Here is a 24,606-nt window from a genome sequence, read left to right as displayed (position 1 = left end):
CCATTGTGCCGCCTGGGGCGTCCCCGCGATCAGGGCAGGATCGGCTGCATGCCCACGCCCAGCCGATTCCAGGCGTTGATCGTGGCCACCGCCATGGTCAGCTCGGCGATGCCGGCCTCATCGAAGTGTTCCTTCAGCGCTTCATAGGTCGCATCGGCGGGCGCGCCCGAGGGCAGGGTGGTCAGCTGTTCCGCCCACGCCAGCGCGGCGCCTTCGCGGGCATCGAAGAAGCGGCTGTCTCGCCAGCCGGCCAGCGTGTGAAGCTTGCGCGACTCCACCCCGGCCTTGACCAGTGCGCTGCTGTGCATGTCCATGCAGTAGGCGCAGCCGTTGATCTGCGAGACGCGCAGGAAAATGAGTTCGAGGAACTCCTTTCCCAGTACGCCGTTGTGGACGGCCGTGCTGGTGGCGTAAAGGCCGCGGAAGGCCTCGGGAACGTACTTGGGATAGTCGACGCGATGGAACTTCTGGCTCATGGCAGGGCTTCCGTGGCGGCCACCGTGGCCGCCTTCACTACCAGGACGCACCACCGTCCTTCGCCGTGACAGCCGTGCCCAACTTGTCCGGATTGGCGACGGTGAACAGCTCGCTGATGCGTTCACCATCGCTCACCGCCACCATCACCGCCGCCAGCGTGCCGTCGCGGTAACGCAGGATGGCGGGCTCGCCGTTGACGGTCCCCATGCGCCAGGTGATCGTCGGATCCTGTCGGCGATACGCCGCCCAGAACAGCCGCGCGATCCGTACCGCGCCCAGCAGCGGACGGATGACCGCCACGGCCTTGCCGCCGCCGTCGGAGACCAGTTGCGCGTCCTCGCGCAGCAGGGCGGTGATAGCGGACTGGTCGCCGCGCCGCGCGGCCTGCATGAAGCGCTCCAGCAGGCGGCGGTGGTTCTCGCTGGGGACATCGAAGCGCGGCCGGCCCGCCTGCACGCGCTCGCGTGCGCGGTGCACCATCTGCCGGCAGTTCGCTTCGCTCTGGCCCAGCAGCGGCGCGATCTGCGCGTAGTCGTAGTCGAAGGCCTCCTTCAGCAGGAAGGCCGCGCGCTCTTCCGGGCCCAGCCGTTCCAGCACGGCGAGGAAGGCCAGCGAGACCTGCTCGGCGACCTCGGCGGAATGCTCGGGGGTCGGAGACTCGTCGATCTCCGAGGGGGCGGGAAGCCATGGCCCGGTGTAGTGCTCGCGCTGCATGCGTGCGGCGCGGAGGCGGTCGATGCCCAGTCGCGTGGCGGCGGTGACCAGCCAGGCCTCCGGGTCGCGGATGCCGGTCCTGTCGGCCTGCTGCCAGCGCAGCCAGGTGTCCTGGACGACATCCTCGGCGTCGCTGCGGCTGCCCAGCAGGCGGTAGGACAGCCCGAACAGGCGGGAGCGATGGGTTTCGAAGGTGATTTCGGCGTTCATGCGACCAGGGACGGGCGAGGGTGCCCGCGCGTGACAGCTGGGTGGGGTGTCACTTTGGCCTAAAATGGGCGCTTCCGCCCGCGACCCCTCCGGCAGCTCCGGCATTCCGCTCCCATGACCTCGATCAAGCAAGAAGACCTCATCCAGTCCATCGCCGATGGCCTGCAATACATCAGCTACTACCACCCCGTCGACTACATCCGGAACCTTGCCGCCGCCTACGAGCGCGAGGAATCGCCGGCCGCGAAGGACGCCATCGCCCAGATCCTGATCAATTCGCGGATGTGCGCCGAAGGCCACCGCCCGATCTGCCAGGACACCGGCATCGTCACCGTTTTCCTCGAGATCGGCATGGACGTGCGCTGGGACGACGCGACGATGGGCGTGGAGGACATGGTGCATGAGGGCGTGCGCCGCGCCTACAACCACCCGGACAACAAGCTGCGTGCCAGCGTGCTGGCCGACCCGGCCGGCAAGCGCACCAACACCAAGGACAACACGCCCGGCGTGGTCAACGTGAAGGTGGTGCCGGGCAACACCGTCGACGTGATCGTCGCTGCGAAGGGCGGCGGTTCGGAGGCGAAGTCGAAGTTCGCGATGCTCAATCCGTCCGACTCCATCGTCGACTGGGTGCTGAAGACCGTGCCGACGATGGGCGCCGGCTGGTGCCCGCCGGGCATGCTCGGCATCGGCATCGGCGGCACCGCCGAGAAGGCGATGCTGCTGGCGAAGGAATCGCTGATGGAGCCGATCGACATCACCGACCTGCAGGCGCGCGGCCCGTCCAATCGCGCCGAAGAACTGCGCCTGGAACTCTACGAAAAGGTCAACGCGCTCGGCATCGGTGCGCAGGGGCTCGGCGGCCTGACCACCGTGCTCGACATCAAGGTCAAGGACTATCCGACCCATGCGGCGAACCTGCCGGTGGCGCTGATCCCGAACTGCGCCGCCACCCGCCATGCGCACTTCACCCTCGACGGCAGCGGCCCGGTGATGCTGGACCCGCCCTCGCTGGAGGACTGGCCGGAGCTGACCTACGACGCGTCGAAAGGCCGTCGCGTCAATCTCGACACGCTGACGCGCGAAGACGTGGCCAGTTGGAAGCCGGGCGAGGTGCTGCTGCTCAATGGCAAGCTGCTGACCGGCCGCGACGCCGCGCACAAGCGCATGGTCGACATGCTCAATAAGGGCGAGGCCTTGCCGGTCGATCTGAAGGGCCGCTTCATCTACTACGTGGGCCCGGTCGATCCGGTGCGCGATGAAGTCGTCGGCCCGGCCGGCCCGACCACCGCCACCCGCATGGACAAGTTCACCGAGCAGGTGCTGGCGCAGACCGGCCTGCTGGGCATGGTCGGCAAGGCCGAGCGCGGCCCCGCGGCAATCGAGGCGATCAGGAAGCACCAGTCGGCCTACCTGATGGCGGTCGGCGGTGCGGCGTACCTCGTGTCGAAGGCAATCAAGGCGGCGAAGGTCGTTGGCTTCGCCGACCTGGGCATGGAAGCGATCTACGAGTTCGACGTGCAGGACATGCCGGTGACGGTGGCCGTCGACTCGCAGGGCACCTCGGTGCATCAGACCGGACCGAAGGAATGGCAGGCGCGGATCGGGAAGATTCCGGTGGTCGTGGCCTGACGCTGGTCCCTTCTCCCTGCGGGAGAAGGTGCCGAAGGCGGATGAGGGGCGAACGAAGCCGGTGCGCTTGCAGCTCTCCTGACCTTCGTCGCCCCTCACCCCAACCCCTCTCCCGCGGGGAGAAGGGCTTTCAGTTCCAGGAGCCACTGCATGTCCACCAAGTTGTACTACTCCCGCAGCACCGCCAGCCTGGTCGTGCACTGGCTGCTGATCGAACTCGGCATCCCGCACGAACTCCACGAGCTGGACTTCGACAAGCGCGACCAGAAATCCGACGACTACCTCAAGCTCAATCCCGCCGGCGTGGTGCCCACGCTGGTGATGGATGGACAGGTGATCACCGAGACCGCGGCCATCCTGATGCACCTGGCCGATACGCATCCCCGCGCGGAACTGGCGCCGGCCGTGGCGACCACGCAGCGCGCGCAGTACTACCGCTGGATGCTGTTCTGCGCCAACACGCTGATGCCGGCGTACCGTGCATGGTTCTATTCGGACGAGATCGCCGGCGAGGCCAACATCGAGGCCACGCAGCAGCACGCGCGCGCGAAGCTGGAGAAGGCCTGGGGACAGGTCGCCGATCATCTGGAGGCGCACGGCCCCTACCTGCTGGGGGCGCAGCGCAGCGCGGCCGACTTCCTGCTGACCATGCTGATGCGCTGGTCGCGCAACATGCCCAGGCCGACCGACAGCTGGCCGGTGTTGCATGCCTACGCACAGCGCATGAAGGCGCTGCCGAGCTTCAGGGAAGTCTATGCGCGGGAAGGGCTGACGGACTGGACGTGACGGTCGCGCAATCCACTGTAGGAGCGACGTAAGTCGCGACCGCGGCTCCTGAGTGGCCTGAACCCGGGGCCATGTGTGCGCTTCGCCTGAGCATGCGTCGCCTGGAGCAGCGATCACGTTTGTCTTGACGTGCGGTCGCGACTTACGTCGCTCCTACAACAGGCAACAGCGGGCGCTCAGTCCACGTACTCGTCGAACTTCCGTCCGCCCTGGAACGGCATCAGATGCTGGCGCAGGATGCCGCGTGGCACGGTCTCCAGCTTCATCACGCCATACTCCTCGGGCCAGTCTTCCTGTTTCGGCGGCAGCTTGAACGTGCCCATCAGCATGTCCACCAGCGGCAGATGGATGGCGTAGTTCACGTCCAGATAGTCCTTGTGCCGCGCATGGTGCCAGTGGTGGTAACGCGGCAGCACCAGCAGGTACTCCAGCACGCCGAAGCGGATGCCCAGGTTGGCATGCGCCAGCACGGCCTGCAGGCCGACCAGGATCACGTACGCGTTCACCGCCGGTGCCGAGAAGCCGAGGATCAGCAGCGGCAGCAGCACCGCGCTGCGGGTCAGCACGATCTCGACAAAATGGATGCGCGAACCGGCCAGCCAATCCATTTCGCGACTCGAGTGGTGGACGGCGTGGAAGCGCCAGAGCCACGGAATGTTGTGGTACGCACGGTGCAGCAGCGCCTGGGCCAGGTCGGCCACGAACACCGCGATCAGGAACTGCGCCCATACGGGCAGCGACTGGATGGCGTCCTTCAGTGCCGGGAAGGCCGCCAGGCCGGCAATGGTGGAGGTGGATGCCGTCACCAGGATCAGGATGAACTGCACCAGCACATGGCTCATGAAAAAGTAGCCCACGTCCGTGCGCCAGCCGGGGCGCAACGGCGAAATGCGGCGCTTGCCCAGATAGTGCTCCAGCGGCACGAACACCAGCGCCGAAAAGAACAGCGAGATGACGAACCAGTCCAGGCCCAGCGAGTAGGGCGTCTTGCCGATGGCATCGAACTGCACGTTGGTGCCGCCCAGCAGCACGGCGAGCGTGGCGCCGCCCACGCCGACCAGGGCGATGCGCTTGTTGCGGTCGCGCAGGATGGCCAACGTGCCCATGCCGAACGCCGCTGCCAGGCCGACCAGCAACAGGTGGCGCGCGAACTGCTCGTTGTAGACCGCGCGGAACTCCTTGCTTGTCAGCAGTTCGGGATGGTGGAAACAGAGCACCGCCATCAGGCTGAGCAGCCCGAGCAGGGCGGAGGCATAGGCGAAGAACGAACGGCGCGGGCGGGGCATGGTGCTTCCTTGGCAGGTCGAGTGGCTTCCTGCGCCCGATTTTACGTCAGACGATGCGATTTCCGGCCGCGTCCACCACGCGTTCTCCATCTTCCTTCGCGAAGGCGCCCTGTTGCGGTTGCGGCAGGAAGTCCAGCACGCGCTCCGAGGGCCGGCAGAGTGCGGTTCCCATCGGCGTCACCACGATCGGCCGGTTGATGAGCACCGGGTGGACCAGCATCGCATCGACCAGCGCGTCGTCGTCCGCATCGGCCAGGCCGAGGTCCGAGTACAGGGCCTCCTTGGCGCGCACCACCTCGCGAACCGGCACCTGCATCGCCGCGATCAGCGACAGCAGGGTGGCGCGGTCCGGCGGCGTCTTCAGGTACTCGATGACCTGCGGCTCGATGCCGGCGTTGCGGATCATTCCCAACGTGTTGCGCGACGTACCGCAGGCCGGGTTGTGGTAGATCGTCACGTCGTCCATCAGTACCAGTCCAGCAGCGAGATGCCCAGGCCGATATAGGTGGCCTTGTGGTTGTAGTCGATCAGGCTTTCGCCATAGCCGTGGAACAGCTGCACGTGCGCGCGGAAGCTCCGGTTGATCGGAAACCCGTAGTCGACCTGCACGGCGCCATGCGAATCGTCGCCTCCGCGCAGCGAATGCCGGCCCAGCACCGTGAACACATGGCCGTTGCGCGCGTAGGTGAGCATCGCATCGCCGCGGCCGATGTAGTCCTCGATGTCGGGGTTGTCGTCGTCGTTGCCGTCCGGCACGCGGTACCAGGGACGCAGCACCAGTGCCCAGTTGTCGCGGTCCAGGCCGATGGTGGCGATGACGCGGTTCCAGCTGCGCGACAGCGGATCGCTGCGCCCATTGGACTGGTGGTTGAGCGCGATGCCGGCCATGCGGCCCTTCCAGCCGGCGATGCTGTAGTTGTTGCGGAACACCAGCATCACTTCCGGCTCGTAGTTCGTCTCCCGGAACGGGCGCGACTCGTCGCCGTTGTAGACCTGCCAGCGCGAGCTCTGGGTGTAGGCGCCCCAGACGTCGCCGTTGTCGCCGAACAGGTTCTCCGCGAACTTGGTCTTGAAGCTCAGCTGGAATTTCGCCTCGATGTCCTGCAGGTCCTGCGGCTCGGTGACGGTGTTGTCCGGGTTGGGTGAAGACGGCGTTTCGTTGACCTGGCTGGTCCAGAATGCGGGCAGCAGGTACATGGGCTTGTAGGCGCGCAACTGGAACACGCCGAGCTTGGAGTCTTTGGCCAGTTCCCAACGGCTGTCGAGCAGTGAGCCGCGTCCGGCATTGGCGATCAGGTCGGCGTCGGCTGGATCGTCCGTACGGAACCATGCGCCCAGGCGGCGGCGCGTGCGCTGGCTCAGGGGCACATCCTGGCCGCTCTCCATGTCGGCGGCCGCCTTGGCTTCGGCGCGGGCCTGCGCGCGCGCCTGGATTTCGGCGTCCCTGGCGGCCAGCGCCTGTTCGTCGGCCTGCCGGGTGTCGGCCGCCGTGCGTCCGAGCGCGGCGTCATAGCAGGCCAGGCGTGCGGCGTCGTTCTCTAGCGAGAAACAAGCCTCGGCGGACGTTCCGCCTGAGGCGTTGTCCTGGGCCTGGGCGCTGAGCGCGAAGGCAACTCCGATTACCAGAGGCAGAAGCCGGGTGGTGTGCGTCATGCAGGGGCTCGAAGGGTGGGGGCGGCGACATTCTGCCAGCCGGCGTGGATAGCGCGTGCGATACCGACTTCAGAAGATCCAGGCGAACACGAAAAGCCCCAGCATCGCGAATGCCAGGCCCAGCTTGAGCACCACGCCCAACAGGATGCCAAGCCAGGTGCCCAGGCCCACCTTGGTGGCCTGTCGGAATTCCCGGCCATGCCACAGTTCGCCCAGCAGCGCGCCGATGAAGGGGCCTGCCAGCAGGCCGATGGGCATGAAGAACAGGCCGGCGAACGTGCCCAGCACGGTCCCCAGCAATGCCTTGCGGCTCGCGCCGACCCGCTGCGCACCGATCGCGGTGGAGAAGACATCGACAGCGAAGGACAGCGCGGTCAGCAGGCCCAGTACGACCAGCGTGACCCAGCCGATCTGCTGGAAGCCACCCGCCCAGGCCGCCAGCAGCATGCCGCCGAAGACCAGCGGCAGGCCGGGCAGGGCAGGCAGGATCACCCCTGCGATGCCGACCAGGATCAGTACCACGGCCAGGGCGTAGTAAAGCATCTGGATATCCAAACAATTCTCCTAGTGAATCAAGGGGTTGGCAGGGGGTTGACTTTCTCGTTCAAGCGTTTGCATTTTGCCAAATGCCGGGTTACTGTGCGGCCGCTGCCGTTGCCAAGGTCACCGTGAATCGTGGCCTGATGGGGTAGATCCATGATCCGCTGCATCCTTGTACCTCGCTTCCTCCTTGCAACCAGCCGCCCAGCAGGCGTATCCACCACCCGTTTCAAGGAGCAAGTAGATGTCTGATCGTGAAACCGGAACCGTGAAATGGTTCAACGATGCCAAGGGCTTCGGCTTCATCAGCCGTGAGAATGGCGAAGACGTGTTCGTGCACTTCCGCGCCATCCAGACCCAGGGCTTCAAGAGCCTGAAGGAAGGACAGAAGGTCAGCTTCACCGTCGTGCAGGGCCAGAAGGGCCTGCAGGCGGACGCCGTGCAGCCCGTCTGACCTGACCGCCGAACCGCGCGACAGCGCGTGCTCCGCAAGAAAAAGCCCGGCTGATGCCGGGCTTTTTCTTTGCGTGGGTCGAGGTCGCGGTCAGCGCAGCACCACGCGACCGTTCTGGATACGCACGTAGGTGTTCTCGCGGATGCCGCCCAGGTCGCGCTGGCTGATCGTGACGCGGCGGCCGTCGTCCATCCGCACGGTCACGTTGTAGGTATCGCCGGTGGTACGGTTCTGGATCGCGTTGCCTGCGGCTGCGCCGGCGACAGCGCCTGCGACGGTGGAGACGTTCTTGTTGCCTTCGCTGCCGCCGGTGCGGTCGGAGATCTGGCGACCGGCGACCGCACCGACGATACCGCCCAGCACCGCGCCCGTGGCCGACGGTGCGCTGCGACCGGACGACACCACGTCTATGCGCTCGACGATGCCGCAATCCGCGCAATAGCGGCTGGCCGGCGCGCTGTTGTAGCCGCCGCCATAGCCGCTGTTGCCATAACCGGGTGAGGTGCTGGCGCAGCCGGCGAGGGCGACGGTGGCAGTCAGGCCAATGGCGATAAAACGCATGTTCATGGGAGCCTCCTGTGGGTGGTGGGCCGTCGACGGCGCGAAGTCCCTTCGACGCGCATGCTCCGCATCACCGCGTGAACATCATGACAATCGGGCCGCTTGCGCGGCCCGATTGTCAGGTGCGATTCAGTCGTGCGACGCGCTCTATCCGCGGAAGTCCTGATGGCAGGCCTTGCAGTCAGCGCCAACTTTCTCGACCAGCGTTGCCGCTGCGGCGCAGTCGGTGGGAGGCGTACTCAGTGCGGCATCCAGATCGGCGCGGAACTGGCTGGTGTGCGTCTTGAAGCGCTGGTCGTCCGCGATGCCGGGGAACGCCATTTCCAGGTCGTTCGCCATGGCCCGAAGCGTACGCACGTGGGGGATGGTGTCAGTGGCGGCGCAGCGGTTCTGCTTCACCTTGTCGGCCAGAAGTCCGGAATGCTTGGCCATCACGTGCATCACGCTGCCCGGAAACGCGTCCTGTCTCGCCTGGAGGGCGCGCAGTGCCATGACCGTGCAGATGGCGCCCACCACCAGGCCAACCAGGAACAGGAACAGATAACGTGAGGCGGCGGAAGGCTTCTTGATCTCGGGCTGGCTGGCCATGCGGCGGGCTCCATGTGGTTGACGCCGCGATGGTACGACGCGCGTCACGGTTCGCGCCACGCTTTAAACTGGTGACATGAAGAAAGAACTCAAGGATCGCTTCGGCGGCATCGACCGGTTATATGGGGTGGGGGCGGTGGCCCGCCACGCCGTCGCACGCGTGGCCGTGGTCGGCATGGGTGGCGTGGGCTCGTGGGTGGTGGAAGCGCTGGCGCGCTCGGGCGTGGGCCATCTGACGCTGATCGATGCGGACGACATCTGCGTGTCGAACACCAACCGGCAATTGCCTGCGCTGGAAGGCCAGTACGGACGCAACAAGGCTGAGGCGATGGCGGACCGCTGCCGCGCGATCAATCCACTGATGGACGTGGACGTGGTGCCGCAGTTCCTCACCGGCACCAATATGGTCGAACTACTTGACCGGGACTTCGACCTGGTGCTCGACGCCTGCGACAGCTTCCGGGTGAAAGTCGAGATGATCGCGTGGTGCCGCCGCTGCAAGCTGCCTATCGTGGTGTCCGGATCGGCGGGTGGGCGCACCGACCCCACCCAGATCCGGCTGCGCGACCTGTCGCGCACCGAGCACGATGCGCTGCTCGCACTTGTGCGCAAGAAGCTGCGGGCGGAGTTCAATTTTCCCAAGAACAAGGACCGCTATTTCGGCGTGCAGGCGGTGTACTCGCTCGAGAACGTCAAGTATCCGCAGGCCGATGGATCCGTCTGCGGCCTGCGACCGCAACTGGGCGCGGATGCCGCACTGAAACTGGACTGCGGCGTCGGCCTGGGAGCGGCGACGCACATCACCGGCGCGTTCGCGTTCGCCATGGTGGGCAAGGCGCTGGAGCTGCTGGCCAAGCCTCGCAAAGAGCCGCAGGTGCGCCTACTGCGCGGGTAGCCCGAACAGCCGCTCGGCGTTGCGCGTCGTCGCCGCCGCGAGATCGTCCGGCGAAGCGCGACGCAGGTCTGCAATGACATCGCGCACCACGGTCAGCCGCGACGGTTCGTTGCGTTGTCCACGGATGCCGGCATCAGGCTGGTCCGGCGCATCCGTTTCCAGTAGCAGGAAATCGAGCGGCATCGTGCGGGCGAGCGTGCGCAGGCGGTTCGCGCGCTCGTACGTGACCGGTCCGCCGAGTCCGATCAGGAAGCCCAGCTGCCACAACTGGCGCGCCTGTTCCGGACTGCCTGAAAAGCTGTGCACCACACCGCGCAGGCCACCCACGCGCTTGAACGACGCGATCACCGCATCGACGGCGCGGCGCGCATGCACGATCACCGGCAGGTCGAATTCGCGCGCCAGGTGCAGCTGCCCATCGAAGTAGCGCTGCTGATCATCCGCATCCAGGCCTTCGACGAAGAAATCCAGGCCGCACTCGCCGACGGCCACGGGGCGTTCGCGTTCGATCCATTGGCGCAGTTCGCCCAAGTGCGCAGGCTGGTGTTCGGCCAGGTACATCGGGTGGAGTCCATAGGCCGGGAACAGGCCTCGATCACGCGTGCAGACATCACGCAGCCTGGACCAACTGTTCGCTGCCACCGCGGGTACGATTTGCCGGGTGACGCCCGCTGCGCGCGCGCGCGCCAGCGCAGCCTCACGGTCCGGGTCGAATTCCGGTGCGTCGAAATGGCTGTGGCTGTCGACCAGCATCTCGCTCAATGCTTCGAGGGTTCGATCGTCTGTGGCGGGTCCTTGCGCCGTTTCCAGTTGGCAAGCAACAACGTGCCGAGGCCGAACAGGATTTCATCAACGAACGGGAACGGATCAGGCAGGACCAGGGTGACCATGAAAAGCGCCGCGGTGATCTTGAACAGCGTGGGGTAACGCAGCTTTCGCGCCCACTCGAGCAGTGGCAGCAACAGGGGATTGGGCATGGCGGTGATGGCTCTCGGCGGTATGGAACGGGCATCACGCTAGCATGATCGGCGCGTGGCGAAAGCGTTCACTTTTCGTTGGTTTTCGTGGTCCTGGACGGGGACTTTGTTCAGGTTGGCAATGGTGCAATGATGGCCAATGTGAATCGGGCGCCGCCCGACCTGGAGCCAGCGATGAAGAGCAATACAACAACGATTCTGGTCGCCGTCGGCGCGCTGCTGGTGGGTGCCGTGGCCACTGCAGCCTTCCTCAAGGGCGGCGAAAAGGGCGCAGCCGGTCAGGGCGAACTGGCGACAACCGCAGATGGCGCGTTGATCGCCGATGATGCGGCGGCGACCGACAACGAGATCCCGATGGGCACACTTCAGTACGCCACCGTGGTGAAGGCCGACCCGGTGACCAGTTCGGAGAAGCTGTACGCCACCGTGATTGGCACCGAACCCGTGCGCGAGACCACCACCACCAGCACGCCGCGGGAAGTCTGCGAGGACGTGGTGGTGCAGGAGCGGGCGCCCGAGCGCGACGGCAATGTCGGCGGCACCGTGGCCGGCGCGGTGATCGGTGGTCTGCTGGGCAACCAGGTGGGCAGTGGCAGCGGCAAGAAGGCCGCCACCGTCGCGGGTGCCGTCGCTGGCGGCGCCATCGGCAACCAGGTGGACAAGCGCCACGTGGGTGGCAAGGTCGTCAACCGCACCGAGCGGCAGTGCCACACCGAGAACGCGACCTCCGAGTCCTCGCGCGTGACCGGCTACAACGTGACCTACCGCAATCCGGATGGCACCACCGGCACCATGCGCATGGACAGCAAGCCGGGTACCCGCATCGCCATGGGCACCACCGACAAGGTCATCGGTTATGACGTGACCTACCGCTTCGAGGGTCAGGACAAGACCATCCGTATGGACCAGAAGCCGGGCGAACGCCTGCCGGTGGTCGATGGCCAGGTCGTGACCCAGACCGCCAGCGTGGACACGCCTGAGCAGGGCTGAAGCCGGGGGCCCCGCCGGGACCTGCGTTTCAACGTGGCACCCCTCGAAGGCCGGCGTTTCGCCGGCCTTCGCTTTGCGGACTGGCGCTTACCGGCGCGGAGGCCACCGCATACAATCGCCGGATACCTCAAACGCCGGTTGAAGCACGATGGCTCTGAACCCGTACGACCTGTTCGATGTCCGTTCCCTGCTGAGCGAAGAAGAGCGTGCCGTGCAGGACGCGGTGGCCCGCTTCACCGACGAACGGGTGCGTCCGATCATCGGCGACGCCTTCGACCAGGGCCGGTTCCCGAAGGAACTGGTGCCCGAGATCGCCGAACTCGGCCTGCTGGGTTCCTCGCTGCCGGAGAAGTACGGCTGCGCCGGCCTCAACGCGGTCAGCTACGGCCTGATCTGCCAGGAACTGGAGCGCGGCGACAGCGGCATCCGCAGTTTTGTCAGCGTGCAGTCTTCGCTGTGCATGTATCCCATCCATGCCTACGGCAGCGAAGAACAGCGCCAGCGCTGGCTGCCCGACATGGCCGCCGGCAAGGTCATCGGCTGCTTCGGCCTGACCGAGCCGCACGGTGGCTCGGACCCCGCCAACATGAAGACCACGGCGCGCCGTGACGGCGACGACTGGGTGATCAACGGTTCCAAGATGTGGATCACCAACGGCAACCTGGCCGACATCGCCATTGTCTGGGCGCAGACCGACGAGGGCATCCAGGGCTTCCTGATCGAGAAGGGCACGCCCGGTTTCACCGCCCAGGAGATCAAGCACAAGATGAGCCTGCGCGCGTCGGTGACCAGCGCGCTGTTCTTCGACAACGTGCGCCTGCCCGACAGCAGCCGCCTGCCCAACGTCAAAGGCCTGAAGGGCCCGCTCGGCTGCCTGACGCAGGCGCGCTACGGCATCACCTGGGGACCGATCGGCGCGGCGATCGCCTGCCTCGACGAAGTGCTGGGCTACACGAAGGAACGCATCCTGTTCGAGCGCCCGGTCGCTGCCACGCAGAGCGCACAGATCAAGATGGCCGAAATGGCCCGCCGTATCACCCTGGCGCAGCTGCTGTCGCTGCAACTGGGTCGTTTGAAGGATGCAGGCACCATGGCCCCGTCGCAGGTGTCGCTGGCGAAGTGGAACAATTGCCGCATGGCCATTGACATCGCGCGCGAGTGCCGCGACCTGCTCGGCGGCGCCGGCATCACCACCGAGCACGCCGCGATCCGTCATGCGCTGAACCTGGAATCGGTGATCACCTACGAAGGCACGGAAACCGTGCACCAGCTGGTGATCGGTCGTGAGCTGACTGGCATCAACGCATTCTGACGCTGGCGTGCGTGCAGGGAAGTCGAGCCTCGCTGCTCGTTGTGTCCGGTTCTCTGGTGGGATGGTGTGGCGTCGATGGACCTTTCCGATCTCCAGCTTGAAACTCCGCGCCTGCTGCTGCGCTTGCCGCGGCTGGACGACTACGAAGCCTGGGCGGCGTTCGGCGCCGATGAGGAAGCCACGCGCTTCATAGGCGGCATGCAGGCACGGTCGCCCGCGTGGCGAAGCCTCGCGGCGACGCTGGGCAGCTGGCACCTGCAGGGGTTCGGGATGTTCTCGGTGATCGAGAAGGCGACGGGTCGCTGGGTTGGCAGGATAGGGCCATGGCAACCAGAAGGCTGGCCGGGTACCGAGGTGGGCTGGAGCATCGCGCGGGAAGCCTGGGGTCGCGGCTATGCCCCGGAAGCGGCTGCGGCCAGCATCGACTGGGCGTTCGAACATCTGGGCTGGGACGAGGTGATCCACACCATCGATCCGGCCAACGCCAATTCCAAGGCGGTAGCCGCCAAGCTCGGATCGACCTACCTGCGCATGGATCGCCTGCCAGAACCCCACCACGAGAAACCGGTCGAGGTATGGGGTCAGGCACGGATCCAGTGGCACGCCCGCAGGGCCGCCCAGACGTGACCCCGATGTCCGCGCTGCATGCAGGCTTGCACGCTGCCTTGCCGCAGATGGCGCGGACGTTCCGTGATCCCTGGTGGATCATTGGCAGCGCGGCGATGGTGCTGGCGGGCATCCCCGGCATCGTGCCGCAGGACATCGATGTGCTCTGCGGCCGGCAGGATGCGCTGCGATTGCGCGAGGCGTGGAAAGAGCATGTCGATACCACCTACCGTCCTGCGGACGGAACCCGCTTCCGTTCCACCTTCGCGCGCTTCGCGCACCTGCCGATGCCTGTTGAAGTCATGGGCGGGCTGGAACTGATGACGGTGGCGGGATGGCAGCCCGTGCGGATACACGACGACACGCGCATCGATATCGCAGGGATCGCCGTGCGCATCCCGACGCTGGAAGAACAACGCCGCATCCTGCTTGCGTTCGGTCGCGGGAAGGATCTCGACAAGGCTGCCCGCATTCCCGTTCCGCCGGAGTATCCGCATGACGCCTGATCCCGTCACCGTCCATGGCATGTCCACCTCGGGCAACTGCCACAAGGTGCGCCTGCTGCTCGAACAACTCGGGCGGCCCTACACCTGGATCGAGGTCGACAGTGCCAATGGCGGCACCCGCACGCCCGGTTACCTGGCGAAGAACCCGAACGGCAAGGTGCCGATGCTGGAACGCGGCGATGGCGCCATCCTCGTGGAGTCGAACGCGATCCTGTGCTGGCTGGCCGACGGGACATCGTTGTTGCCCCCGGATGCGTGGCAAAGGGCACAGGCGCTGAGCTGGCTGTTCTTCGAACAGTACAGCCACGAGCCCTACATCGCGGTGGCGCGCTTCATCTGCGGCTGGACGCCGCTGGACTCGCCGCGCCGCGCCGACCTGCCGCGCCTGCACGAGCGGGGCGCACAGGCGCTGGCCGTGATGGAGAAGCATCTCGAACAGGCGGACTGGTTTACCGGTGCCGCCTACGGCGTGGCCGACATCGCGCTGTTCGCCTACACCCACTGTGCGGACGACGGCGGTTTCGATCTGTCCACCTATCCCCGCATTACCGACTGGCTGGCGCGCGTGTGCGCCACGCCGGGTTTCGTTCCCATGCCGGGCGTGAGCGACGACGTCGCCGCGCGCCTGGCGTCTTCCTGATTCCGAGCGACTACATGACTGCACATCATCCGATTCCGGCCCGCATGAAGGGCCTCAACCGCGCCGAGATCTGCGACCAGAACTTCATCGAGTTCGTGAAGGGCTGGAGCGGGCATGTCGGCACGAAGCCGGCGGCCGGCGACGCGGTACTCCCCGGCAGCAGGCTGGATGCGAAAGGCTTCATGGAGTTGTTGGAATCCCAGCTGATCTCGCGCCACCTCGACCTGATGGCGCGCGTGCTGCGCGTGCAGAACAAGGTCTTCTACACCATCGGCAGTTCCGGGCACGAGGGCAACGCGATGGTCGCGCGCCTGACGCGCCACACCGATCCCGCTTTCCTGCATTACCGCAGCGGTGGTTTCATGGCCGAGCGCTTCCGCAAGCTGCCGGGCATGGACCCGGTGATGGACTCCGCGCTCAGCTTTGCCGCGAGCGCGGACGATCCCGCCTCCGGTGGTCGCCACAAGGTGTGGGGCAGCAAGCCGTTGTGGGTGCTGCCGCAGACCTCGACGATTGCTTCCCACCTGCCCAAGGCACTGGGTACGGCCGTGGCCATCGAACAGGCGCGCCGCATCGGCCATGCGTTGCCGATCCCCGACGACAGCATCGCGATATGCTCGTTCGGCGATGCCTCCAGCAACCACGCCACCGCGCAGACCGCGTTCAATGCGGCGGCATGGACCGCGTACCAGAAGCTGCCTGCACCGGTGCTCTTCGTCTGCGAGGACAACGGCATCGGCATTTCGGTGAAGACGCCGGACGGTTGGATCGGGCGCAATTTCCGTGATCGCAAAGACCTGGACTACTTCCACGCCGACGGCCTCGACCTGGCGACCGGCTACGGACAGGTGCAGGCGGCGGTGGATCACTGCCGGCGCACGCGCAGCCCGACCTTCCTGCACCTGCGCACCACGCGGATCATGGGGCACGCGGGTACCGACTTCGAAATCGAGTGGCGCCCGCTCGAAGAACTGTGCGCGGTGGAAGCGACCGATCCTCTGCTGCGCTCGGCGGCGATCGCGCTGGAATCCGGACTCGTATCGAAGGATGCGCTGCTCGGCCTGTACGAAGCCACGCGCAAGCGCTGTTTCGCCGCGGCCGAGGACGCCGACCGTCGTCCGCGCATCACCACGCTGGAACACGTCATGGCGCCACTGGCGCCATATACGCCCGATGCCGTGGCGGCGGAGGCGGCGCGCACGGCGCCGCACGACAAGCGCGTCGCGGCATTCGGCAGCGAGGACAAACTGCCGGAGAAACTGCCGCCGCGCCACTTGGCCATCCAGATCAACAACGCGCTGCACGACCTGTTCTGCAAGTATCCGGAAGCCCTGCTGTTCGGCGAGGACGTGGCGCAGAAGGGCGGTGTCTATACGGTGACCAAGGGACTGCAGAAGGCGTTCAAGGGCACGCGCGTGTTCAACACGCTGCTCGACGAGACCATGATCCTCGGCCTGGCGCAGGGTTACGCCAACCTGGGCATGCTGCCGATCCCGGAAATCCAGTACCTGGCGTACTTCCACAACGCCTGCGACCAGATCCGTGGCGAAGCCGCCAGCCTGCAGTTCTTCAGCAACAACCAGTACCGCAATCCGATGGTGGTGCGGATCGCCGGGCTGGGATACCAGCGTGGATTCGGCGGCCACTTCCACAACGACAACTCGATCACGGCGTTGCGCGACATTCCCGGCATCGTGGTCGGCTGCCCGTCGCGTGGCGACGATGCCGCCATGATGTTGCGCACCCTCGCCGCGCTGGCGAAGGTGGACGGCCGCGTGACGGTGTTCCTGGAGCCCATCGCGCTTTACATGACCAAGGACTTGCACGAAGCCGGCGATGGCCAATGGCTGTTCCCGTATCCCGCACAGGACGAGGCGATGCCGCTGGGCGAAGGCCGCGTGTATGGCGGGGACGCGGAAGACCTGGTCATCTTCACCTACGGCAATGGCGTGCCGATGAGCCTGCGTGCGGCCCGCAGCATCGAGAAGAAGCACGGCTGGAAGGTGCGGGTGGTCGACCTGCGCTGGCTGGTGCCGCTCAATGAAGGGTTCATCGCCAGGCAGGCGGCGTCCGCCAAGCGCATCCTGGTCGTCGACGAAGGCCGCCACGCCGCCGGCGTGGGCGAGGGCATCATCACCGCGATCGCGGAAGCGGGTTACCGTGCGCGGCCCTTCCAGCGCGTGGTCGGGGCCGACACCTATACCCCGCTGGCGGGTGCGGCGTTCCTGGTACTGCCGGGTGACGAGGACATCGTCGCGGCGGCCGACCGGCTGGCATGATGGCGGCCCCGGCCCGCTGAGGACCAGACATGTCAACGCGTCGCATCGGCGTCATCATCGGCAGCCTGCGCACCGGCTCCTTCAACCGCCAGCTGGCCGGCGCCGTGCGTGCGCTGGCGGGCGACCGTTTCGTGTTTGAAGAGATCGGCATCGCCGACCTGCCACTGTACGACCAGGACGACGATGCGGACTTCCCCGCGGCCGGTGCGCGCTTCAAGCGGCAGGTGGAAGCCTGTGACGCCTTGCTGTTCGTCACCCCGGAGTACAACCGTTCCATCCCGGGCGTGCTGAAGAACGCCATCGACATCGGATCGCGGCCCGGTGGCAGCAATTCGTTCGCGGGTAAGTACGCTGCCGTGATCGGCACGTCGCCCGGCGCGCACGGCACGGTGTCGGCGCAGCAGCACCTGCGCAACGTGCTGGCGGCGGTGGATGTCGCGCTGCTGCCGCAACCCGAGATCGCCATCCAGTACCGCGAAGGCCAGGTCGACGCGGACGGCGCCATCAACGACGAGCGCCTGCGCAAGCGGCTGCAACTGTTCCTCGACCGCTTCGAAGCCTGGCTGACCTGAGCCTCAGCCGGGACGCAGCAGCGCGAAGCCATCGCGCAGGCGTTGCAGCGGGTGCCGGTCCAGCGGTCGTTCGTCGGCCAGCGTGCGCGCCAGCACGCGCCGGAACGGAGTGAACCGGCGGCCGGCACGCAGTACGGTTTCGCGCACGATGCGGGCGGGTGCGCGGTCGTTCGTGTACAGCTCCACGATCGCGCGCGTGGCCAGGTACAGCGGCCGCGATCCACGACGGTGACGGCGCTCGTAGCGCGCCAGACCTTCTGCGCAGCCGAGGTCGCCGCCGCAACGCAGCGCTTCGCGCGCCATGCCGGCCAACCGTTCCACGCTGGCGAGTCCCAGGTTGAAGCCGTGCGCCGTCACCGGGTGCATGCCCACTGCCGCATCGCCCACCAGTGCAAAGCGGCGGCCGATGAAGCGGCGCGCGTACACGCCCACCAGCGGGTACACGTGGCGGCTGCTCTCCAGCCGCATGTGGCCGAGGCGATGCCCGTAGCGCTGTTCCATCTCGCGGGCGAAGGTGTCCACGTCCAGTCCCGCCAGCCGCTTCGCCGCGCTGTCGGGAAGGGTGACGACGATGGAGGACTGGTGTTCCTGCAGCGGCAGCATCGCCAGTGTCTGGCCGTGACCGAACCATTCCCAGGCCACGCCCCGGTGCGGCTGCTCATGATGCATCCGGCACACCAGCATGCTCTTGCCGAAATCGTACTGGTCCGCGCCGATCCCCATCGCGCGGCGCGTTTCGGAGAAGCGGCTGTCGGCGGCGACCAGCAGCGGCGCTTCCAGTCGCAGGCCGTCCCCCAGCGTGACGCAGGCATGGTCGTCGGTCGTGCGGACGGCATGGATCCGCGCGCTGTCGAACACGTCTACGCCGGGCAGGTCGCAGACCGCCTTCCAGGCCGCCTCGCGGATGCAGTGATTGGGCACCAGCACGCCCAGTTCCTGCTTGTCGGCCAGGCCGGCATCGATGCGCATGTCGTGCAGGCAGTTGCCTTCCATGACGCGCGCCGCGCGCAGTGACGAGCAGGCACCCTCCGGCAGGTGCTGCCAGATGCCGAGATCGCGCAGCTGCCGCATCGATGCATGCGTCAGGGCGATCTCGCGGCCATCGAAGGCGGGTTCGGCGATGGCGGCGCGTGGCTGGCGTTCCACCAGTGCCACCTTCAGATCGAGGTCGCACAGGGCCTTGGCCAGGCACAGGCCGGCCGGGCCGGCGCCGATGATGATGACGTCATGATGCATGCGCATGCCTCCGCTCGGGTTCCGAGGCAGTCTAGGCGGCTGCGCGCAGGCGTCATTGACGTGGATCAATCCGCGCGCAGAAGGCGTCAGCGGCGCAGGCCGTCCAGCAGCGGTTGCCGGGTGAGCGGATGGCCGTCGGCGACAAGGCCAGTGCCTGCATGCTCCAGCGGCATCACCGCCAGCAGTACGCTGCCTTCGCCCTCCGTCGACACGCAGGCGACTTCGCCGACATCGCGATCGTCTTCGCGCACGGGCGTACTCACCGCGACCGTGCCGCCGGCACTGAAGCACTGCAGCGAGCGCTTGGCCTTGCCGAGGAAATGCGTGCGCGCCACGATTTCCTGGCCGGGATAGCAGCCCTTCTTGACGCTGTACGCGGACAGGCGATCGAGCGCGAGCTGTTGCGGCGTCCATTGCTCGCGCTGCGAGTCGGGCAGGCGGGGCAGGCCATGGCGCAGGTCGGCGACCTGCCAGGCAGCCTGCAACGCCGGATCCTCCGCGGCGGGAGGACCGATGCGCCACATGCGTGGACCGCCGTCGCCACCGGCATCGAGTTCGATCGCGCCTTCGGCTTCGTCCAGCACTGCACCCTGGGCACGGATCGGCGCGGCGAAGGCGCCGTTGACCGCGATGTCGTCCGGGACATCGATCTTCAACTTTCGTCTAAACACGAACCGGCGCAGCGCCTCGGCGAAGGGGCCGGCGGGATGATCGGGCAGCACCAGCCACAGGCGATCTCCGGACAGTCTGGCCAACGAGAACACCGCGATCACGCGCCCTTTGGGCGTCAACCATGCATTCCATTGCCAATGTCCCGGCGCCAGCGCGGCGACATCGTTGGCGAACTGGGCGTGGGCGAAAGCCACGGCGTCCGGGCCTTCCAGCGTCACCAGCGCATGGTCGGGCAGGCTGAAAATCGGCGTAGTGGTAGGGGAAAGGTTGTAAGCCAAGGGGGCGGGGATTAAAATTTTGTGCATTGCGAGACCGCCATGATAGGTCAAACTCCCCCGACTCCCGACCCCGATCCCGGAACACAGCCGTCCGATACCTCAACGCCGACACCCGGCGAAGGGGCAGCAGGCACGGCCGTGCAGAAGGAGATCGGTGGCCGCGACGGGCCCGAGCCCACGCGTTACGGGGATTGGGAAAAGAACGGACGCTGCATCGATTTCTGAGCAGTGCACGTAAAGCCAACGCGGTCCTGACCGCCCAGCCGAGACAACGAGCGCAACGAATGGCGACTCCACAACGTCCGCTTTCCCCCCATCTGCAGGTCTACCGTTGGCAGATCCAGATGGTGACCTCCATCCTGCATCGTGCCACCGGCATCGTCCTCGCCGCAGGCGCCTTGCTGATCACGGCGGGCCTCGTCGCGCTGATGATCGGCCCGGATGCCTGGAACTGCTTCACCGGACATGCGGGCGCCTGGTACGGCCAGGTGTTCCTGTTCGGCTGGACCTGGGCCTTCGCCTACCACCTGTGCAACGGCATCCGCCACATCGTGCAGGACTTCGCCATCGGCTACCGCATCGCCACGTTCGTGCGCAGCAGCTGGCTGTCGGTGATCGCCAGCCTGGTCATCACCGGCCTGGTGTGGGGCTACGTGCTGCTGGGAGGTGGCGCATGAGCGATTTCCGTACCCCCATCAAGAACGCGCGCGGCCTCGGCTCGGCGAAGACCGGTACCGAACATTTCGTCCACCAGCGCCTGACCGCCACCGCGCTGGTCGCGCTGACGATCTGGTTCCTGGTGTTCGTGCTGAGCCTGTCCGGCGCCGACTACGTCGCCGCCACGGCCGCCATCGCCAAGCCGTGGAATGCGATGCTGCTGGTCGGCTTCCTGGTCGCCATGTTCTGGCACGCCCAACTCGGCCTGCAGGTCGTGCTGGAAGACTACGTGCACAACTCGCTGCTCGCCCTCGCGGTGCAGACCACCGTCAAATTCATCGCCGTGCTGGGCGCCATCGTGAGCGTCTTCGCCGTGGCCCGCATCGCGCTGGGGAACTGAGCCACATGTCCGCTTACAAGATCACCGAACACAAGTACGACATGGTCGTGGTGGGCGCCGGCGGCGCCGGCCTGCGCGCGACCTTCGGCCTGGCCGCCAAGGGCCTGCAGACCGTCTGCCTGACCAAGGTCTTCCCGACGCGCTCGCACACCGTGGCGGCGCAGGGCGGCATTTCCGCCGCGCTGGGCAACATGGGCGAGGACGACTGGCGCTACCACTTCTACGACACCATCAAGGGCTCGGACTGGCTGGGCGACCAGGACGCCATCGAGTACATGTGCCGCGAGGCCATCCCGGCCATCATCGAGCTGGAGCACTACGGCGTGCCGTTCTCCCGCACCGAGGATGGCAAGATCTACCAGCGTCCGTTCGGCGGCATGACCACCAAGTTCGGCGAAGGCCCGCCGGCGCAGCGCACCTGCGCCGCCGCCGACCGCACCGGCCACGCCATGCTGCATACGCTGTACCAGCAGTCGCTGGCGCACGACGCGCGCTTCATGGTCGAGTACTTCGCGCTGGACCTGATCTTCGACGAAGAAGGCGCCTGCCGAGGCGTGCTGGCCCTGGACATGGCCACCGGCACGCTGCACCTGTTCCGTTCGCATGGCGTGGTGCTGGCGACCGGCGGCTACGGCCGCGCCTACTTCTCGGCCACGTCGGCGCACACCTGCACCGGCGACGGCGGTGGCATGGTGATGCGTGCCGGCCTGCCGATGCAGGACATGGAGTTCGTGCAGTTCCATCCCACCGGCATCTACGGTGCGGGCTGCCTGATCACCGAGGGCGTGCGCGGCGAAGGCGGCATCCTGCGCAACAGCAACGGTGAGCGCTTCATGGAGCGCTATGCGCCGCACTACAAGGACCTGGCCTCGCGCGACGTGGTCAGCCGCTCGATGACCATCGAGATCCGCGAAGGCCGCGGCGTGGGCGAACACAAGGACCACATCCTGCTCGACCTGACCCATCTGGGCCCGGAAGTCATCAACGAGAAGCTGCCCGGCATCGCCGAAAGCGCCCACATCTTCGCCGGCGTGGACGTGACCAGGCAGCCGATCCCGGTCATCCCCACCGTGCACTACAACATGGGCGGCATCCCGACCAACTACCACGGCGAAGTGGTGCGCAAGGTCGGCGACAACCCGGATGCCGTGGTGCCGGGTCTGTATGCCATCGGTGAAGCGGCCTGCGTGTCGGTGCATGGCGCCAACCGCCTGGGCTCGAATTCGCTGCTGGACCTGGTGGTGTTCGGCCGCGCGGTCGCCAACCGCTGCGCCGAGACCATCAAGAGCGGTTCGTCGCACAAGCCGCTGGCCGGCGACGCCTGCGACAAGGCGCTGGCGCACCTGGACAAGCTGCGCAATGCCAATGGCGACACGCCGACGTCGGTGATCCGCGACAACATGCAGCGCACGATGCAGGCCGATGCCGCGGTCTTCCGCACCAGCAAGACGCTGAAGGAAGGCTGCGACAAGATGGCCGACATCTTCTCCAGCTTCCAGGACGTCAAGGTCAGCGACCGCTCGCTGGTCTGGAACTCGGACCTGATCGAGACCTACGAGCTGCACAACCTGCTGCTCAACGCCGTCGCCACGATCAATTCGGCCGAACAGCGCCACGAGAGCCGCGGCGCGCACGCGCACGAGGACTTCCCGGAGCGCGACGACGTCAACTGGCAGAAGCACACGCTGGTCAACGTCGCCGACGACGGCACGTGCAGCTTCGATTCCCGCCCCGTGCACATGTACACGCTCAGCAAGGACGTGGATGTGGTGCCGCCCAAGCCGCGCGTTTACTGAGCCGGGAGACCTGACACATGGCTGAATTTTCCCTCCCGAAGAACTCGCGCGTCACCAAGGGCAAGCACTTCCCCGCGAAGGGCGCCAAGCACGTGCGTACCTTCAAGGTGTACCGCTGGAACCCGGACGACGGCGCCAACCCGCGCACCGATACCTACGAGATCGATCTCGACAAGTGCGGCCCGATGGTCCTGGACGCGCTGATCAAGATCAAGAACGAGATCGATCCCACACTGACGTTCCGCCGCTCCTGCCGCGAGGGCATCTGCGGTTCGTGCGCGATGAACATCGACGGCACCAACACGCTGGCGTGCACCAAGGCGATTGGCGACTGCACCAAGGCGGAAGTGCCGATCTATCCGCTGCCGCACATGGACGTGGTGAAGGACCTGGTTCCCGACCTGACCCATTTCTACGCGCAGTACGCCTCGATCAAGCCCTGGATCCGCACGCAGACGCCGGCCCCGCCGGATCGCGAGCGCCTGCAGTCGCCGGAAGACCGCAAGAAGCTCGACGGCCTGTACGAGTGCATCCTGTGCGCCTGCTGCTCGACCAGCTGCCCGAGCTACTGGTGGAACGGCGAGCGTTACCTCGGCCCGGCGATCCTGTTGCAGGCCTACCGCTGGATCATCGACTCGCGCGATGAGGACACCGGTGCGCGCCTGGACGATCTGGAAGATCCGTTCAAGCTCTATCGCTGCCACACGATCATGAACTGCGCGCGGACCTGTCCGAAGGGCTTGAACCCGGCGCTGGCGATCGCCGAGATCAAGAAGCTGATGATGGCGCGTCGCGCCTGATCGCATGGGCGCCGCACCTGCCACGGCGATCCTCTGGCCTGCGGTGGCGATGGCCGGCCTGACCTGCCTGGTGTGGGTCAGGCTGTACCAGCTGCGCCTCGGCGAGATGGCGCGCAAGCGCATCGATGCGCAGGATCTGGCCAGTGCTGCCGATTCGGCGCGCCTGCTGGTCGATACGCGTGCGTCGGACAACTTCCGCAACCTGTTCGAGTTGCCGGTGCTGTTCTACGCCGGCGTGCTGCTGGCCGCACAGCTCGGCGTGACGGATACCGCGTCGCTCGTGCTGGCGTGGTCCTTCGTCGGCTTGCGTGCCGTGCACAGCGTGGTCCACTGCACGTTCAACCATGTCATGACGCGCTTCGTGGCCTATGCGCTGGCGACGCTGGTGCTGTTCGCGCTCTGGGCGCGGCTGGCCCTGGTCCTGGTCGCCGCATGACCGACGATCCCGAGCTGAAGCGTATCCGCTGGCGTTGCCGCCGCGGCATGCGCGAACTGGACCAGCTGTTCGACCGCTATCTGGCGCGCTGCTGGGCGACCGAATCCGAGCCGCAGCGGGTGGTTTTCCTACGCCTGCTCGATTGCGAGGACGATAAGCTCTGGCGCTGGTTCATGGGCTATGAGCAGTGTCCCGATGCCGAACTCGCCGCGCTGGTCGAACGGATCCGTCAACTGCCGGCTTGAGTGGCGGCCATCGCGCCTGCTGCAGGCGGTCCTGATCCTGCTGGGGCTGTTGGGCGCGATGTCGGTGCTGGCCAGCGAGATGCCTGGCCTGTTCGCTTGGCCTCTCGCCGTCGCTTCGCTCGGCTACGGCGCGTGGCGTGCGCGCCGGGAGGGGAGATTGGAGCGTCTCCGGTTCTGGTTCCCCGGCAATGGCCGCCCACCCACCGTCGACGGCCGGCCGATGCTCGATGCGCATCTGCAGTGGCGGGGTCCGCTGGCGTTCCTGCGCTGGCGAGCGTGCGCAGGCGGGCGCTGGCGGCATGCAGCCTGGTGGCCGGACACGCTGCCCGCCCCGCAGCGGCGTGAACTCCGGCTTGCTGCGGGCGACGGGGACGCTGGGCGGCACCGGAGGGATCGGGCACCATAGGC

The 24,606-nt window shown here is 66.7% G+C and carries 31 protein-coding genes; 19 read left to right on the top strand and 12 right to left on the bottom strand.

Annotated features, from left to right (window positions below):
• Positions 1-29 precede the first annotated feature (29 nt).
• Positions 30-476 carry a carboxymuconolactone decarboxylase family protein gene (locus tag OY559_RS12215; protein ID WP_277726518.1) on the bottom strand — a complete coding sequence of 149 codons (447 nt, stop codon included), beginning with the start codon at positions 474-476 and terminating at the stop codon, positions 30-32.
• A 37-nt stretch (positions 477-513) separates the two neighbouring features.
• The gene (locus tag OY559_RS12210) at positions 514-1,401 is read right to left on the bottom strand and encodes an RNA polymerase sigma-70 factor (RefSeq protein ID WP_277726517.1); all 888 of its coding nucleotides are present in this window, start codon (positions 1,399-1,401) and stop codon (positions 514-516) included.
• 114 nt (positions 1,402-1,515) lie between these two features.
• On the opposite strand from OY559_RS12210, the gene OY559_RS12205 reads away from it, so the two are divergent.
• Positions 1,516-3,033: a fumarate hydratase gene (locus OY559_RS12205; protein ID WP_277726516.1), complete on the top strand. Its 1,518-nt coding sequence runs from the start codon at positions 1,516-1,518 to the stop codon at positions 3,031-3,033.
• 150 nt (positions 3,034-3,183) lie between these two features.
• Positions 3,184-3,819 carry a glutathione S-transferase family protein gene (locus tag OY559_RS12200; RefSeq protein ID WP_277726515.1) on the top strand — a complete coding sequence of 212 codons (636 nt, stop codon included), beginning with the start codon at positions 3,184-3,186 and terminating at the stop codon, positions 3,817-3,819.
• 176 nt (positions 3,820-3,995) lie between these two features.
• Here the strand turns inward: OY559_RS12200 and OY559_RS12195 are convergent, their stop codons facing one another.
• The 4 genes from OY559_RS12195 to OY559_RS12180 all read right to left on the bottom strand — a co-directional run bounded on the left by OY559_RS12195 (position 3,996) and on the right by OY559_RS12180 (position 7,313).
• Complete coding sequence (locus OY559_RS12195; RefSeq protein WP_277726514.1) at positions 3,996-5,105, bottom strand: sterol desaturase family protein; 1,110 nt, start codon at positions 5,103-5,105, stop codon at positions 3,996-3,998.
• A gap of 46 nt (positions 5,106-5,151) precedes the next feature.
• Positions 5,152-5,571 carry an arsenate reductase (glutaredoxin) gene (gene arsC, locus OY559_RS12190; RefSeq protein ID WP_277726513.1) on the bottom strand — a complete coding sequence of 140 codons (420 nt, stop codon included), beginning with the start codon at positions 5,569-5,571 and terminating at the stop codon, positions 5,152-5,154.
• Positions 5,571-6,758, bottom strand: a complete 1,188-nt coding sequence (locus OY559_RS12185) for a phospholipase A (RefSeq protein ID WP_277726512.1) — start codon at positions 6,756-6,758, stop codon at positions 5,571-5,573. Before OY559_RS12185 ends, arsC begins: the two co-directional genes overlap by 1 nt.
• A 69-nt stretch (positions 6,759-6,827) precedes the next feature.
• Positions 6,828-7,313, bottom strand: coding sequence for a DUF456 domain-containing protein (locus OY559_RS12180; protein ID WP_277726511.1), 486 nt, complete (start codon positions 7,311-7,313; stop codon positions 6,828-6,830).
• 229 nt (positions 7,314-7,542) lie between these two features.
• Here OY559_RS12180 and OY559_RS12175 point away from each other — a divergent pair, with 229 nt between their 5' ends.
• Entirely contained in the window at positions 7,543-7,752 is a 210-nt protein-coding gene (locus tag OY559_RS12175) for a cold-shock protein (RefSeq protein WP_055944114.1), read from the top strand.
• Between the two features lie 90 nt (positions 7,753-7,842).
• Here the strand turns inward: OY559_RS12175 and OY559_RS12170 are convergent, their stop codons facing one another.
• Entirely contained in the window at positions 7,843-8,319 is a 477-nt protein-coding gene (locus tag OY559_RS12170) for a glycine zipper 2TM domain-containing protein (RefSeq protein ID WP_277726510.1), read from the bottom strand.
• Between the two features lie 141 nt (positions 8,320-8,460).
• On the bottom strand, positions 8,461-8,901 hold the full coding sequence (locus OY559_RS12165) for a hypothetical protein (RefSeq protein WP_277726509.1): 441 nt from the start codon (positions 8,899-8,901) through the stop codon (positions 8,461-8,463).
• A 76-nt stretch (positions 8,902-8,977) separates the two neighbouring features.
• Between OY559_RS12165 and OY559_RS12160 the strand changes: the two genes are divergently transcribed.
• Positions 8,978-9,796: a tRNA threonylcarbamoyladenosine dehydratase gene (locus OY559_RS12160; protein WP_277726508.1), complete on the top strand. Its 819-nt coding sequence runs from the start codon at positions 8,978-8,980 to the stop codon at positions 9,794-9,796.
• Here OY559_RS12160 and OY559_RS12155 read toward each other — a convergent pair.
• Both OY559_RS12155 and OY559_RS12150 read right to left on the bottom strand, forming a co-directional pair.
• Positions 9,782-10,549, bottom strand: a complete 768-nt coding sequence (locus OY559_RS12155; protein WP_277729997.1) for a TatD family hydrolase — start codon at positions 10,547-10,549, stop codon at positions 9,782-9,784. The two genes, OY559_RS12160 and OY559_RS12155, sit on opposite strands and share 15 nt — an antisense overlap.
• Before the next feature lie 5 nt (positions 10,550-10,554).
• On the bottom strand, positions 10,555-10,773 hold the full coding sequence (locus OY559_RS12150; RefSeq protein WP_277726507.1) for a DUF6116 family protein: 219 nt from the start codon (positions 10,771-10,773) through the stop codon (positions 10,555-10,557).
• 174 nt (positions 10,774-10,947) lie between these two features.
• Here OY559_RS12150 and OY559_RS12145 point away from each other — a divergent pair, with 174 nt between their 5' ends.
• The 7 genes from OY559_RS12145 to OY559_RS12115 all read left to right on the top strand — a co-directional run bounded on the left by OY559_RS12145 (position 10,948) and on the right by OY559_RS12115 (position 17,678).
• On the top strand, positions 10,948-11,763 hold the full coding sequence (locus OY559_RS12145; RefSeq protein ID WP_277726506.1) for a glycine zipper 2TM domain-containing protein: 816 nt from the start codon (positions 10,948-10,950) through the stop codon (positions 11,761-11,763).
• 148 nt (positions 11,764-11,911) lie between these two features.
• Positions 11,912-13,075, top strand: a complete 1,164-nt coding sequence (locus tag OY559_RS12140; protein ID WP_277726505.1) for an acyl-CoA dehydrogenase family protein — start codon at positions 11,912-11,914, stop codon at positions 13,073-13,075.
• A gap of 75 nt (positions 13,076-13,150) precedes the next feature.
• Positions 13,151-13,702 carry a GNAT family N-acetyltransferase gene (locus tag OY559_RS12135; protein WP_277726504.1) on the top strand — a complete coding sequence of 184 codons (552 nt, stop codon included), beginning with the start codon at positions 13,151-13,153 and terminating at the stop codon, positions 13,700-13,702.
• Positions 13,703-13,707: 5 nt separating this feature from the next.
• Positions 13,708-14,187 carry a nucleotidyltransferase family protein gene (locus OY559_RS12130; RefSeq protein ID WP_277726503.1) on the top strand — a complete coding sequence of 160 codons (480 nt, stop codon included), beginning with the start codon at positions 13,708-13,710 and terminating at the stop codon, positions 14,185-14,187.
• Positions 14,177-14,827: a glutathione S-transferase family protein gene (locus OY559_RS12125; RefSeq protein WP_277726502.1), complete on the top strand. Its 651-nt coding sequence runs from the start codon at positions 14,177-14,179 to the stop codon at positions 14,825-14,827. The genes OY559_RS12130 and OY559_RS12125 overlap by 11 nt, the downstream gene beginning before the upstream one ends.
• Positions 14,828-14,841: 14 nt before the next feature.
• Positions 14,842-17,106: a thiamine pyrophosphate-dependent enzyme gene (locus OY559_RS12120; protein WP_277726501.1), complete on the top strand. Its 2,265-nt coding sequence runs from the start codon at positions 14,842-14,844 to the stop codon at positions 17,104-17,106.
• Positions 17,107-17,135: 29 nt separating this feature from the next.
• Entirely contained in the window at positions 17,136-17,678 is a 543-nt protein-coding gene (locus tag OY559_RS12115; RefSeq protein WP_277726500.1) for an NADPH-dependent FMN reductase, read from the top strand.
• A gap of 3 nt (positions 17,679-17,681) precedes the next feature.
• Here OY559_RS12115 and ubiM read toward each other — a convergent pair whose 3' ends face one another.
• Together ubiM and OY559_RS12105 are read right to left on the bottom strand one after the other, a co-directional pair.
• On the bottom strand, positions 17,682-18,914 hold the full coding sequence (gene ubiM / locus OY559_RS12110) for a 5-demethoxyubiquinol-8 5-hydroxylase UbiM (RefSeq protein WP_277726499.1): 1,233 nt from the start codon (positions 18,912-18,914) through the stop codon (positions 17,682-17,684).
• Positions 18,915-19,000: 86 nt separating this feature from the next.
• Positions 19,001-19,864: a CAF17-like 4Fe-4S cluster assembly/insertion protein YgfZ gene (locus OY559_RS12105; protein ID WP_343228716.1), complete on the bottom strand. Its 864-nt coding sequence runs from the start codon at positions 19,862-19,864 to the stop codon at positions 19,001-19,003.
• 39 nt (positions 19,865-19,903) lie between these two features.
• On the opposite strand from OY559_RS12105, the gene OY559_RS12100 reads away from it, so the two are divergent.
• Genes OY559_RS12100 through OY559_RS12065 form a run of 8 tightly spaced genes read left to right on the top strand, consistent with a single transcriptional unit; the run spans position 19,904 to position 24,604 of the window.
• Entirely contained in the window at positions 19,904-20,089 is a 186-nt protein-coding gene (locus OY559_RS12100) for a DUF1674 domain-containing protein (protein ID WP_277726498.1), read from the top strand.
• A gap of 59 nt (positions 20,090-20,148) precedes the next feature.
• Positions 20,149-20,541 carry a succinate dehydrogenase, cytochrome b556 subunit gene (sdhC, locus tag OY559_RS12095; RefSeq protein ID WP_277726497.1) on the top strand — a complete coding sequence of 131 codons (393 nt, stop codon included), beginning with the start codon at positions 20,149-20,151 and terminating at the stop codon, positions 20,539-20,541.
• The gene (sdhD, locus tag OY559_RS12090; protein ID WP_277726496.1) at positions 20,538-20,921 is read left to right on the top strand and encodes a succinate dehydrogenase, hydrophobic membrane anchor protein; all 384 of its coding nucleotides are present in this window, start codon (positions 20,538-20,540) and stop codon (positions 20,919-20,921) included. Before sdhC ends, sdhD begins: the two co-directional genes overlap by 4 nt.
• Before the next feature lie 5 nt (positions 20,922-20,926).
• Positions 20,927-22,717 (top strand): succinate dehydrogenase flavoprotein subunit, encoded by a 1,791-nt coding sequence (sdhA, locus tag OY559_RS12085; protein ID WP_277726495.1) that lies wholly within the window; start codon positions 20,927-20,929, stop codon positions 22,715-22,717.
• Positions 22,718-22,734: 17 nt separating this feature from the next.
• Complete coding sequence (locus OY559_RS12080) at positions 22,735-23,517, top strand: succinate dehydrogenase iron-sulfur subunit (protein WP_277726494.1); 783 nt, start codon at positions 22,735-22,737, stop codon at positions 23,515-23,517.
• Positions 23,518-23,521: 4 nt separating this feature from the next.
• Positions 23,522-23,953: an MAPEG family protein gene (locus tag OY559_RS12075; RefSeq protein ID WP_277726493.1), complete on the top strand. Its 432-nt coding sequence runs from the start codon at positions 23,522-23,524 to the stop codon at positions 23,951-23,953.
• Entirely contained in the window at positions 23,950-24,198 is a 249-nt protein-coding gene (locus tag OY559_RS12070; protein ID WP_277726492.1) for an FAD assembly factor SdhE, read from the top strand. The genes OY559_RS12075 and OY559_RS12070 overlap by 4 nt, the downstream gene beginning before the upstream one ends.
• On the top strand, positions 24,149-24,604 hold the full coding sequence (locus OY559_RS12065) for a hypothetical protein (protein WP_277730073.1): 456 nt from the start codon (positions 24,149-24,151) through the stop codon (positions 24,602-24,604). The genes OY559_RS12070 and OY559_RS12065 overlap by 50 nt, the downstream gene beginning before the upstream one ends.
• Positions 24,605-24,606: the final 2 nt, after the last annotated feature.

The sequence above is a fragment of the Pseudoxanthomonas sp. SE1 genome (genome assembly GCF_029542205.1).
Lineage (GTDB): Bacteria > Pseudomonadota > Gammaproteobacteria > Xanthomonadales > Xanthomonadaceae > Pseudoxanthomonas_A.
Note: the sequence above shows the minus strand (reverse complement) of the source record. Positions and strands in the feature narration are given on the sequence as shown.

Excerpts from the sequence above, each read along its gene's own strand:
- OY559_RS12215 (WP_277726518.1), bottom strand. The coding sequence starts at position 476 with ATGAGCCAGAAGTTCCATCGCGTCGACTATCCCAAGTACGTTCCCGAG.
- OY559_RS12210 (WP_277726517.1), bottom strand. The coding sequence starts at position 1,401 with ATGAACGCCGAAATCACCTTCGAAACCCATCGCTCCCGCCTGTTCGGG.
- OY559_RS12205 (WP_277726516.1), top strand. The coding sequence starts at position 1,516 with ATGACCTCGATCAAGCAAGAAGACCTCATCCAGTCCATCGCCGATGGC.
- OY559_RS12200 (WP_277726515.1), top strand. The coding sequence starts at position 3,184 with ATGTCCACCAAGTTGTACTACTCCCGCAGCACCGCCAGCCTGGTCGTG.
- OY559_RS12195 (WP_277726514.1), bottom strand. The coding sequence starts at position 5,105 with ATGCCCCGCCCGCGCCGTTCGTTCTTCGCCTATGCCTCCGCCCTGCTC.
- arsC (WP_277726513.1), bottom strand. The coding sequence starts at position 5,571 with ATGGACGACGTGACGATCTACCACAACCCGGCCTGCGGTACGTCGCGC.
- OY559_RS12185 (WP_277726512.1), bottom strand. The coding sequence starts at position 6,758 with ATGACGCACACCACCCGGCTTCTGCCTCTGGTAATCGGAGTTGCCTTC.
- OY559_RS12175 (WP_055944114.1), top strand. The coding sequence starts at position 7,543 with ATGTCTGATCGTGAAACCGGAACCGTGAAATGGTTCAACGATGCCAAG.
- OY559_RS12170 (WP_277726510.1), bottom strand. The coding sequence starts at position 8,319 with ATGAACATGCGTTTTATCGCCATTGGCCTGACTGCCACCGTCGCCCTC.
- OY559_RS12165 (WP_277726509.1), bottom strand. The coding sequence starts at position 8,901 with ATGGCCAGCCAGCCCGAGATCAAGAAGCCTTCCGCCGCCTCACGTTAT.
- OY559_RS12160 (WP_277726508.1), top strand. The coding sequence starts at position 8,978 with ATGAAGAAAGAACTCAAGGATCGCTTCGGCGGCATCGACCGGTTATAT.
- OY559_RS12155 (WP_277729997.1), bottom strand. The coding sequence starts at position 10,549 with ATGCTGGTCGACAGCCACAGCCATTTCGACGCACCGGAATTCGACCCG.
- OY559_RS12150 (WP_277726507.1), bottom strand. The coding sequence starts at position 10,773 with ATGCCCAATCCCCTGTTGCTGCCACTGCTCGAGTGGGCGCGAAAGCTG.
- OY559_RS12145 (WP_277726506.1), top strand. The coding sequence starts at position 10,948 with ATGAAGAGCAATACAACAACGATTCTGGTCGCCGTCGGCGCGCTGCTG.
- OY559_RS12140 (WP_277726505.1), top strand. The coding sequence starts at position 11,912 with ATGGCTCTGAACCCGTACGACCTGTTCGATGTCCGTTCCCTGCTGAGC.
- OY559_RS12135 (WP_277726504.1), top strand. The coding sequence starts at position 13,151 with ATGGACCTTTCCGATCTCCAGCTTGAAACTCCGCGCCTGCTGCTGCGC.
- OY559_RS12130 (WP_277726503.1), top strand. The coding sequence starts at position 13,708 with ATGTCCGCGCTGCATGCAGGCTTGCACGCTGCCTTGCCGCAGATGGCG.
- OY559_RS12125 (WP_277726502.1), top strand. The coding sequence starts at position 14,177 with ATGACGCCTGATCCCGTCACCGTCCATGGCATGTCCACCTCGGGCAAC.
- OY559_RS12120 (WP_277726501.1), top strand. The coding sequence starts at position 14,842 with ATGACTGCACATCATCCGATTCCGGCCCGCATGAAGGGCCTCAACCGC.
- OY559_RS12115 (WP_277726500.1), top strand. The coding sequence starts at position 17,136 with ATGTCAACGCGTCGCATCGGCGTCATCATCGGCAGCCTGCGCACCGGC.
- ubiM (WP_277726499.1), bottom strand. The coding sequence starts at position 18,914 with ATGCATCATGACGTCATCATCATCGGCGCCGGCCCGGCCGGCCTGTGC.
- OY559_RS12100 (WP_277726498.1), top strand. The coding sequence starts at position 19,904 with ATGATAGGTCAAACTCCCCCGACTCCCGACCCCGATCCCGGAACACAG.
- sdhC (WP_277726497.1), top strand. The coding sequence starts at position 20,149 with ATGGCGACTCCACAACGTCCGCTTTCCCCCCATCTGCAGGTCTACCGT.
- sdhD (WP_277726496.1), top strand. The coding sequence starts at position 20,538 with ATGAGCGATTTCCGTACCCCCATCAAGAACGCGCGCGGCCTCGGCTCG.
- sdhA (WP_277726495.1), top strand. The coding sequence starts at position 20,927 with ATGTCCGCTTACAAGATCACCGAACACAAGTACGACATGGTCGTGGTG.
- OY559_RS12080 (WP_277726494.1), top strand. The coding sequence starts at position 22,735 with ATGGCTGAATTTTCCCTCCCGAAGAACTCGCGCGTCACCAAGGGCAAG.
- OY559_RS12075 (WP_277726493.1), top strand. The coding sequence starts at position 23,522 with ATGGGCGCCGCACCTGCCACGGCGATCCTCTGGCCTGCGGTGGCGATG.
- OY559_RS12070 (WP_277726492.1), top strand. The coding sequence starts at position 23,950 with ATGACCGACGATCCCGAGCTGAAGCGTATCCGCTGGCGTTGCCGCCGC.
- OY559_RS12065 (WP_277730073.1), top strand. The coding sequence starts at position 24,149 with ATGCCGAACTCGCCGCGCTGGTCGAACGGATCCGTCAACTGCCGGCTT.